Below are 401 nucleotides of genomic sequence, written 5' to 3'. Positions count from 1 at the left end.
GACAGCGTTACCCAAGAAAGTCTGCGCGCCCAAATCGGTTTGGTGACGCAAGATACCTCCCTGCTGCACCGCTCCGTGCGCGACAACATTATCTACGGTCGTCCCGATGCGACCGAAGCCGAAATGATTTCTGCCGCCGAACGCGCCGAGGCCACCGGTTTTATTCCTAACTTAAGCGATGCCAAAGGCCGACGCGGCTATGATGCGCACGTTGGCGAACGCGGCGTGAAACTTTCCGGCGGCCAACGCCAACGCATCGCCATCGCCCGCGTTATGCTTAAAGACGCGCCGATTCTATTGCTTGACGAAGCCACCAGCGCGCTTGACTCCGAAGTCGAAGCCGCCATCCAAGAAAGCCTCGACAAAATGATGGAAGGCAAAACCGTGATTGCCATCGCCCA

At 57.9% G+C, this 401-nt stretch carries 1 protein-coding gene; it reads left to right on the top strand.

All coding sequences use genetic code 11. The features are described 5' to 3' along the window. On the top strand, positions 1-401 hold a 401-nt coding region (locus tag ACTHSP_RS22380), incomplete at both ends, for an ATP-binding cassette domain-containing protein (RefSeq protein ID WP_440347057.1).

It is taken from the genome of Neisseria sp. P0001.S005 (genome assembly GCF_051963715.1).
This window is presented reverse-complemented; position numbering and strand designations above follow the sequence as displayed.